General features: G+C 35.9%; 8 protein-coding genes and 1 riboswitch. Of the genes, 4 read left to right on the plus strand and 4 right to left on the minus strand.

All coding sequences use genetic code 11. From position 1 onward, the window contains the following. Positions 1 to 197: 197 nt before the first annotated feature. The 3 genes from AR328_RS15520 to AR328_RS15530 all read right to left on the minus strand — a co-directional run bounded on the left by AR328_RS15520 (position 198) and on the right by AR328_RS15530 (position 3,475). Entirely contained in the window at positions 198 to 959 is a 762-nt protein-coding gene (locus AR328_RS15520) for a hypothetical protein (RefSeq protein ID WP_066297252.1), read from the minus strand. 155 nt (positions 960 to 1,114) lie between these two features. Continuing rightward, positions 1,115 to 1,876: a hypothetical protein gene (locus AR328_RS15525; RefSeq protein ID WP_066297258.1), complete on the minus strand. Its 762-nt coding sequence runs from the start codon at positions 1,874 to 1,876 to the stop codon at positions 1,115 to 1,117. A gap of 606 nt (positions 1,877 to 2,482) precedes the next feature. After that, positions 2,483 to 2,568: riboswitch (cyclic di-GMP riboswitch) on the minus strand. A 133-nt stretch (positions 2,569 to 2,701) separates the two neighbouring features. After that, positions 2,702 to 3,475 (minus strand): DUF4230 domain-containing protein, encoded by a 774-nt coding sequence (locus tag AR328_RS15530; protein ID WP_231734887.1) that lies wholly within the window; start codon positions 3,473 to 3,475, stop codon positions 2,702 to 2,704. An 873-nt stretch (positions 3,476 to 4,348) separates the two neighbouring features. On the opposite strand from AR328_RS15530, the gene AR328_RS15535 reads away from it, so the two are divergent. The 3 genes from AR328_RS15535 to AR328_RS15545 are packed head-to-tail and all read left to right on the plus strand — an operon-like array spanning position 4,349 to position 6,839. Continuing rightward, positions 4,349 to 4,765, plus strand: coding sequence for a hypothetical protein (locus AR328_RS15535; RefSeq protein WP_066297260.1), 417 nt, complete (start codon positions 4,349 to 4,351; stop codon positions 4,763 to 4,765). Between the two features lie 15 nt (positions 4,766 to 4,780). Beyond that, a complete protein-coding gene (locus AR328_RS15540; protein WP_066297262.1) occupies positions 4,781 to 5,737 on the plus strand; it encodes a macro domain-containing protein in 957 nt (318 codons plus the stop codon). 37 nt (positions 5,738 to 5,774) lie between these two features. Beyond that, positions 5,775 to 6,839: a hypothetical protein gene (locus tag AR328_RS15545; RefSeq protein ID WP_066297264.1), complete on the plus strand. Its 1,065-nt coding sequence runs from the start codon at positions 5,775 to 5,777 to the stop codon at positions 6,837 to 6,839. Positions 6,840 to 6,905: 66 nt separating this feature from the next. Here the strand turns inward: AR328_RS15545 and AR328_RS15550 are convergent, their stop codons facing one another. Further along, the gene (locus AR328_RS15550; RefSeq protein WP_066297267.1) at positions 6,906 to 7,277 is read right to left on the minus strand and encodes a hypothetical protein; all 372 of its coding nucleotides are present in this window, start codon (positions 7,275 to 7,277) and stop codon (positions 6,906 to 6,908) included. A 470-nt stretch (positions 7,278 to 7,747) separates the two neighbouring features. Between AR328_RS15550 and AR328_RS15555 the strand changes: the two genes are divergently transcribed. Continuing rightward, positions 7,748 to 8,608, plus strand: coding sequence for a hypothetical protein (locus AR328_RS15555; protein ID WP_231734890.1), 861 nt, complete (start codon positions 7,748 to 7,750; stop codon positions 8,606 to 8,608). Positions 8,609 to 8,889: the final 281 nt, after the last annotated feature.

An 8,889-nucleotide genomic window follows, 5' to 3' on the forward strand; every position in this document is an offset into this window, starting at 1 on the left:
AAAGAAGCAACCATTATGGCCGGAATTAATAATTTTTTCATTTTATTTATAACCCCCAATGTCTATTAAAATACATAAGTTTATATCGGTTGATTTAGCCTTGGTTTAAAAATTGTTGATTTGCTGCATTACACCTAGAACAATAGACTTGTGCAAAAAAGGAGACTTCTGAATTGGAGAATCGACCTTAAATTTGTTCATTCTATAGAGAAAACAACACGAAGAATTGGTCTTCCTGTTATTTTTCCATCATCGAATGTTACTTTTGTTTTTAGTCCATTATAAGTAAATGTCTTGTTTAAATCCTTATGATATCCTGTTAACGCAGTTTGGCTAACGATGCCATAAATTTGCGAAGAACCTGATGGAATCATTTGGTCTAAGACAAATTTGACTTTACCAGGAATGATATTTGATTCAGGAATGATTGGATCTTCCCAGACAAGAATTTCAAGTTCCATATTAGTAGGTATTGCTAAATCTAAAGATACAAACTCATAACCTGCTCCACCTGGATCGAAGATATTCATTGTTAAGAGATCGTTGCTAAACTTATAGAATCCATTAGATACCAGATGATTGACTACTATATCCTTATTAAATGTTGTATATTCTTTCTCTAATTCAGCCAGCTTATTTTTAGAAGGTGTTTCATATTTTACTTCTGATGGGTTTTTTTGAACAAAACTACCCCCACCTACTCCATATAGGCCTCCATGATCGTTCTTATAACTATATACTCGGTATTCTTCACCTTTATTCAAATTACGAATGACAGATAATGATCCATCTGTATTTATTTTTACTAAATCCGCGGTTCCTAGAATGGTGATTTTTCCAATTTGCCCTTGCTTTAATTCAGTTTTTCCCCACATCACCTTTTGAGTAGCTGCTGATGCTGATCCTGCTGATAACAGCAGAGAAGCAACCATTATGGCCGGAATTAATAATTTTTTCATTTTATTTATAACCCCCAATGTCTATTAAAATGCAAAAGTTATATTGGTTGATTAGCCTTTTTTAAAAAAATGTTGATTTGCTGCATTTCACTTAGAACAATAGACTTGTCCAAAAAAAGGCGACTTCCGAATAGGAGAATTGACCTTAAATTTGTTCATTCTATAGAGAAAACAACACTAAGAATTGGTCTTCCTGTTATTTTTCCATCATCGAATGTTACTTTTGTTTTTAGTCCATTAAAAGTAAATGTCTCGTTTAAGTCCTTATGATATCCTGTTACCGCTGTTTGGCTAACGATGCCATAAATTTGCGAAGAACCCGATGGAATCATTTGATCTAGGACAAATTTGACTTTACCTGGAATGATATTTGATTCAGGAATGTTTTTATCTTCCCAAGCAAGAATTTCAAGTACCATATTCTTTGGATCTTTTGTTCCCAACAATACACCTGTATATCCTGAACCGCCAGGATCAAATGGATTGAGTGATACTAAATGTTCATTGTATTTATAAAAGCCATTAGATGCCAATGCATTAATAACTTTAACCTTATCGAATGTTGTAGATTCTTTCTCTAATTCAGCTAGCTTACTTTTAGAAGGTGTCTCATATTTTACTTCTGATGGGTTTTTTTGAACAAAGCTACCTCCACCCACTCCATATAAGCCTCCATGTTCGTTTTTAAAGCTATACACCCGGTATTCTTCACCTTTATTCAAATTACGAATTACAGATAAAGATCCATCTGTATTTATTTTTACTAATTCTATGGTTCCTAGAATGGTAACTTTTCCAATTTGTCCTTGCTTTAATTCAGTTTTCCCCCACATCACCTTTTGAGAAGCTGCTGATGCTGATCCTGCTGATAACAGCAAAGAAGCAACCATTATGGCCGGAATTAATACTTTTTTCATTATATTTATAACCCCCGTTGTCTATTAAAATACAAAGTTATATCGGTTGATTTGCTGCACATTTTCGTCCTAATCTGCAACAATAACAATTTAAATCTACTGTATGAATATCATAAAGCTAAAAAAAGTTCTCTTATCCTTTGATGAATTATTTTATTTTCTACCAACATGGAAACTGCTCCATTAGCCGAACTGTATAAGGCTTTCACCTGTCTTCCGTTAGAAGTAAATTGCTCTGGAATATCATTACTATTAAAATAATTCCAAACACGATTCGCATCATACATATTTAAGGATGTTTTTTTTGCCGAGTAACACAGTTACCTTTCTCTGACTAAAGGATCAATCGCACTAATACTACATCTACGTTTTATGAGTTGTTTGAATAAGGCCTTACGTTTAGATAAATGCGAAAAAATAGCGAGGGTCACATCACTCTTAAGGGTGTATCCAAATATTGGACTTCAAACCAACAATCCAATACTGCTAAAAATTCCCCTCCATGTTTTTTCTTCCCCCAATGTTGTATTTTCAGCAAAATAAAAAGCTACCGCAATTTGCAGGTAGCACAAAATACATTTTATTTTTATAGAAAAATAAAAATATTAATGCAACCCGACTATCTTTACTCTGAGAGTTTTAGACTCGTAGCTTTGCGTCCTTATGTTTCCATAAGTTTGCCTATAATTTTGCTATTATTAGGTACTATTATACTAGTTGTGGTAAATTTGTCATTATTTTTTACTGATTCCAGCTGTAAGTATTGCAATCCCCCAGTAAATTACAGAACAGGCCTGTCCCAAGCAGCATGGGCAGGCCGTCCTATTAGTTAAACGTGACATTTACCGTATAACCAATATTCTTAAAAAATTCCTTTAGCACTTTTTCTGCATTTTTCTCTGCAGTTGCTAGTAAACCAACAGAGTTTGCTTCTTGACGAATTTGCTCTTGTGCCTTAGCGGCCAGGTCAAACCCCTCATCCCATTTAACATCACTACGGAAAAGCCCACCCTTGTCAATGGCTAGTATTTTATCCATCTGTACTGACGGGTTCTGGATGAGCTCTGCATGTGGAAGGGTAATATCTATTTCTTTTGTTTCTTCATTAATAACCATGTCCTTAGAAGTAATCCCCTTCAAATCAACACCAGCAATAACCGTCGCAGGTACAACTATTAGAAGTTCTCGCTCTGTTCCTGGTAGATTAATAGCGATGTCCTTCGAGAAAATCTTATTATCCTTTTCGTGTATAACCGCTTTCATATGCGCTTCAGCTGTTGCCAACGTGGCTAGCTCTTGAACGTGTTCAATAAACACGACAGACTCTTGTTTGGAGTTACTGCCCGTAAATAGCCGAATACCTACTAAAGTGATTACGACTAAAAAAACAAGGATGACCATGGCCAAAATAATCTTCAATCCACCAATTTTTAAGAAAGACTTATATATTCCTTTTGGTGGAGATAAAGTTCTTGAGTTATGATCAATCGCAATAGTTGCAGCACTTTGCTGTTGTGGTTCCATTAATTCTAATAATTGTCTTTCTAGTTGTGCAATTTTTTCGTCTTTTTCTTCTATAATTTCTCTATTTGTATCCATTTTTTTCACCTCTCATTTTTACCTTTCAATGCTTATCCTTTTAATCTACTAATCTATTATGTGAGGAATTTGAACAAATTTATGCTTCTTTCTGATCGAAGAAGAGGCATCCTTCCTTACTAAAAAGGTTAGCAGTGAAAAGCATCTTTTATTTCTAAACTGTGCTAATCAAACGTTTAATTAAATCCCAGCAAAGCCATACATGCCAAGGGATTGGGGCTGTTCAATCAAACGTTTAATTAAATCCCAGCAAAGCCATACATGCCAAGGGATTGGGGCTGTTCAATCAAACGTTTGATTAGACTTTTTAGGCTGGGAAGATACTAAATCTTAGATATAATCTTGTCCAAAGATTGAAATTACTCTGATAGCACCCAAATATAACCGAACCACCGTCCTCTCAATATTTCACCGGACTCACATTCCGCTATTCACTGAAAATCCCCCTATTTTCAAATGTTACGGACACCAGTTCCTCTAATCGATGAAAATCATACAAAATTCACCCTGTTAACCCCTACTAGCGGAACCTCAGTCCGATAAGCCTATGAAATAAGGTTATTTTGCGAAATAGTGGATCCCCAGTCATAACAGGGAACCTTGGTTTCCCAGTGCAGACTTTCCTCCCCGCGGTACTTATTTCCTTTTAGCTGGCCATAAACTTTTCCGGACATCGAAAATTAATATCCGTCCCATTTATATGTAAGCATTTCCCAAAGAAATATAGAAAATTTTCCATATATCTAGTAATATATTACCATAATCTTTCGAGATATTTTTGGTATAGTTAGTCCAAGTAGAGGATTATTTTGGTTAAAGAGTAAGAAGAACCGAGACTTTAGTCATTAGAAGTAACTTTAAACGGAGGTTTTTATGAGTATAAAAAAAATAAGCAAAGAAACATTAGATAGTGTTTTAGCCCAAAATGAGCGGCAATATTTAGTTGGAAATTTAAAAGTTCCACAAATGTTACAGCACTTCCATGATGACAATGTAGAAGTTGGGATATCCCATTATAAGCTATTTACAGCTGATCAACCTCATATTCACGGAGAGGTAACAGAATATCAAATGATCCTACAAGGGTATTCGGAAATTAAGAATCTGTTGACGGGTGAAGTGATTGAATTGCATGAGGGAGATTTCTATATTGTCAATAAAGAGACACCTTATGCACAAAAATCAGCATCAAATACGAAGATTTTATTTTTCAAATATCCTAGTTTGAACGATAAACAAACCGTTGAAATTGATCATGCAACAGAAAGATGGTTACATATCAAAATTTAAAAGGAGCCATGCAAGGTGCAAAAAGAAAATAGAATTTATGTATCAATTGGTAAACGAATATTTCAAATGCTAGGCCAATGGAGTATTCTTAGTTTTGCATACACCCTAAGTAAAAATATCGAAAATGAGATGATTGTTTTAATTATTAAATTTTTAATTTTTTCATGTGGTCTGGGGTTATTAGTCTATTATGTCATCACTAGTATTGGAATGCTGCGTAACTATAACCGTTTCAAAAAGAGCTATTCACAAGATTTATCAGGAAAAAAAGTATCCATTGGATATGAAGTCGGTTCTTTTTGGGAAGTGGTTGATAGATTCAAGGGTGAAGAAAGTGTTGCTGTCATTATGGGTATTAACAATCGTTTCTGCATTGATAAAGATTATATTAATTCCACAAGTTTAATCAATAATTATATTTCTACACTGTCTGAAGAAGAACATCAACAATTGGACAGCACCATACATAATCAATTAAATCATTTAATCATCGAGCATGATCACAATAACTTACCTATGTATCCATATGGAACATTATGTACATTAAAACCTAGTAAAGATAATCATTATGAGGTAGGCTTGTTAGCGATGTGCGAACCAAGTAATTTGAATACACAAGGCAAATTTGCTTCGACAAGAAGGGATTTAATTTTCTCTTTTGAAAAGCTATTTGAAGAAATGTCCAATCATTATACGGATTATACATTAGTGATTCCTCTAATTGGCACGAAGTCATCAGGCGGCCCATTGACGCATGAGGAAGTAGCGAAATATTTAATTTCCGCTTTTGCCAACTACACACGTATTTATGAACGGCGTCTAGCAAGAAGATTAGTAGTTTCCATTTACGATAAAGACTTTGAAACAGTTGAAAGTATAATGGAAATTAAAAGTCATATTGACATGGAGTGTGGAATGGGGGATTTTTCATATTCTAAGATTAAAAATGAAATGGATGTCCGTACAGCCTGATCGGTTTAGCTAAAGAGAAAATTAAAGGGAGAAAACCATGATATTCAATATTAAGCAGGATGGAAGCATTTATACGATTGGAGAAAGTTTCAGCAGTAAGTCTCCTTCAGAAGCAGGTTTAAAAGAGAAAAACATCGAGAACTGGGTGGCGCAGCATCCAGAAATTTTATTTCCTAATGAAGAAATTCTTATATTTGGACAATCCATTTCTGGACTAAGTATGGCGGATGTCCTGGCACTTGATGCACGCGGAAATCTAATCATTATTGAAATAAAAAGGGATTGGTCAGACAGAGGGACAATTGGCCAGTTATTAGAATATGCGGCAAAACTAAGTGACATCACTTACGAGCATTTAAATAAAATTGCATCACAATGTTCTATTTTAAAAGAAGACCTATACTCATCATTTGTGAAATTTAGTGATAACGATGATATCGATAAGGATTCTATTGGGAAACAGCAGCGGATCTATATTGTAGCCCATGATTCAGATGATAATTTAAAGAACATCGTCAACTGGCTTAGAAAATATCAAGTGCCCATTGAATTTGTTCCATATAATATCTATGTTGATAAAAATAACATCCCTAAATTTATAGATATTAACGGGATTAAAGATAGTATAGACCGTTATCAAACAGATAAAGAACATAGTTGGATGGGCCATATGATATTTAATACAAATGAAACGCACAGCCCTGGCGCCTTTGAAAAAATGTTTAAAAACAATGTGGCAGCTATTTATGGATATCCAACAGGCCCTAAAAACCTAGAGGGCAGCAGTGCAGGAGATGTTGTCTTAGCCTACGTAAATGGTCAAGGCATTAGAGCAGTTGGAAAAGTAAAAACAGGGGCAGTTAAAAAAGGTTCAAACATATTTCTAGGTAAGGATAACTCCCAGTTACCCAATGAATACCATTTAGACGTTACCTGGGAAGTCATCGTTTCGGAGAAAGATGCCATTTCTGCTAGTGAAGCATCGAAACTTGGTTATAATCTCCCGGTTAGAACCGTTTTTGGACGACTCCAAAAAGGGATTCTTGCAGACAAGCTTGAGAAAGAGATCAGAAAACGAACGAACATCAAGGATCAATACTAAGGAACTCCACTCTCTATTGTTAGTAAATGGGGAGTGGTTTTTAGTTTTATCGAGCACGTATTTCTTTTATTTCCGCTTTGTCGGCCGATTTTTTGGCTGCCAGATGGGACCATCCCAAATAAAATGAACAAGAATTTCTTCTCCATCTTTGTTTTTTCTTATCCATTTCATTTTTCCATCCAACATGAGCTTACATAAACCAATTTCCGTTTGTGGTCCCCACTCACTTACTTTTTCTCTTTTTGGATTAAACCTGGTAATATACTCCGGAAAATCACTAGATAGCGCCTCAATCAAACCCATATTCAGATGATAAGGTGAACCATGGTGGTCACCAATTGAGAAAGGGACCAGCTCTTGATTATATCGAAATCCAAAATGGCCATTTGTATACGATGGACCAACAAACTCGTTTACTTTAATAATCCTTTCTTCCACATCATTCACTCCTCATTAGGTAAAGAACATTTTCATTAATAAAATTCGACTAATTCTTGGTATATTCCTTCCATTCAATTGCCAACCGAGTTCTTTTATCCGCCAAATGTCCATTTACTCACCGATAAAGGTACTTTAATTTAGCTATTTTGTATATTTGATCTTATTTAGGCCTCAAAAAGTTTATTTAGAGAGGTGAAAATTCACTATTCCATAGAAGTTTGAAAGTTTGTCAGCCAGATTTAGTAGTTTGTCAGCCAAATCGACTAGTTTGTCAGCCAATTCCAGTCGGTTGTCGGCCAATTCGACCTGTTTGTCAGCCAATTCCCTCAAGACAGCACCCAAATCGAGAAAACATCAGCTAAATTCCGCTAAAGCACTTTTCGGGTGGTCCATCTTTCCACTTTTTACCCACCCTGTCCTTTCCCACCTCAATCCCATATGTAACAAGTAAAGGGTGGTGCATGTAAATGAATTTAAAATCAGGCAATATCAAACAGTTCCAGTTATTTTCACAATTTAACAACCTTGAAGAATTTAATACGCATATTGAAATGTGGATGTCGGTTCATAAGGACAAGCTTTCGAAGGGGGAGCTGGTCGGATTGAAGCGGCTTATTCGCTTTGCGGCGAAAGTGCCGGGGGTGTGTAATGCGAAAATCGGGACGATACTTAAGGCGATCCACAAGGAGTTCAACGGCAACGGCATTTCCCGCTCGACCTTCAAAAGAATGATTGCAAAAGCGACAAACCTTGGCATCATGACCGTCCATGAAACGGAGAGGAAGAACGGTTCACAGTCCAGCAACCTGTATGTGTTCAATCGTTTTCCCAACAGTGAACCACCTAAGAAGGAAAAATTGGACCCCCCTATTAAAACTAGCAATCTTTCTAAAACTACTATTAAAAACACTAAAAAACGTAACGTGGACGATACGTGCCTTGATCACACCTATACAAGTGACCGTGTGCCTAATGACTTTGTTCAAGTCGTTAAGTACTTTTTTCCTGATGCCAAAAGCATTGAGGAATTCTGGAGAATGACGAGCATTGCTGCTTATCGCCATAACCGGGTAAACGACAGGGAGAGAGTGCTATCCATCGCCATTCAATCCATGAAACAGCTCATTCGAAAAATGAAAACAGCTGCCAAAGTCATCAAGCCCCTTGCCTATTACTATGGAATTCTTGATAAAAAACTGCAGGAGCTCTATTTCGAAGAGCTTCACGAAGCGGACTTTCCTGTAACCATACATAAAGGTCCATCCCGGATGAGCGAGCTTTTTAGCGACATCATATTTGGTTCTACTGCAAGACCAATACGAACATAAATATCAATCAAAACGTTTAATTAATACTCTCTTGTACTTACATGACAGGTACTCGCTATGTTTGTATCATAATAAGTATCAAAATTAGTCAATTGCTATAAATTGTTATAAAAATACGAACATACATGTTAATCAAACGTTTATAAAGTCCCCTTAAAGCCATACAGGCCAAGGGATTGGGACTGTTTAATCAAACGTTCGTAATATAAGGTTAGCCAGATTTTTCTGGTTGACCTTTTTTTATATGGCCTTATGATGACGGTAGTCGGGGTAGAACGTCT

Source organism: Bacillus sp. FJAT-29937 (genome assembly GCF_001509555.1).
Classification (GTDB): Bacteria; Bacillota; Bacilli; order Bacillales; family Cytobacillaceae; genus Cytobacillus.

What these genes read in the sequence shown, in the direction of transcription:
- AR328_RS15520 (WP_066297252.1), bottom strand. Translation starts at nt 959, where the DNA reads ATGAAAAAATTATTAATTCCGGCCATAATGGTTGCTTCTCTGCTGTTA.
- AR328_RS15525 (WP_066297258.1), bottom strand. Translation starts at nt 1,876, where the DNA reads ATGAAAAAAGTATTAATTCCGGCCATAATGGTTGCTTCTTTGCTGTTA.
- AR328_RS15530 (WP_231734887.1), bottom strand. Translation starts at nt 3,475, where the DNA reads ATGGATACAAATAGAGAAATTATAGAAGAAAAAGACGAAAAAATTGCA.
- AR328_RS15535 (WP_066297260.1), top strand. Translation starts at nt 4,349, where the DNA reads ATGAGTATAAAAAAAATAAGCAAAGAAACATTAGATAGTGTTTTAGCC.
- AR328_RS15545 (WP_066297264.1), top strand. Translation starts at nt 5,775, where the DNA reads ATGATATTCAATATTAAGCAGGATGGAAGCATTTATACGATTGGAGAA.
- AR328_RS15555 (WP_231734890.1), top strand. Translation starts at nt 7,748, where the DNA reads ATGAATTTAAAATCAGGCAATATCAAACAGTTCCAGTTATTTTCACAA.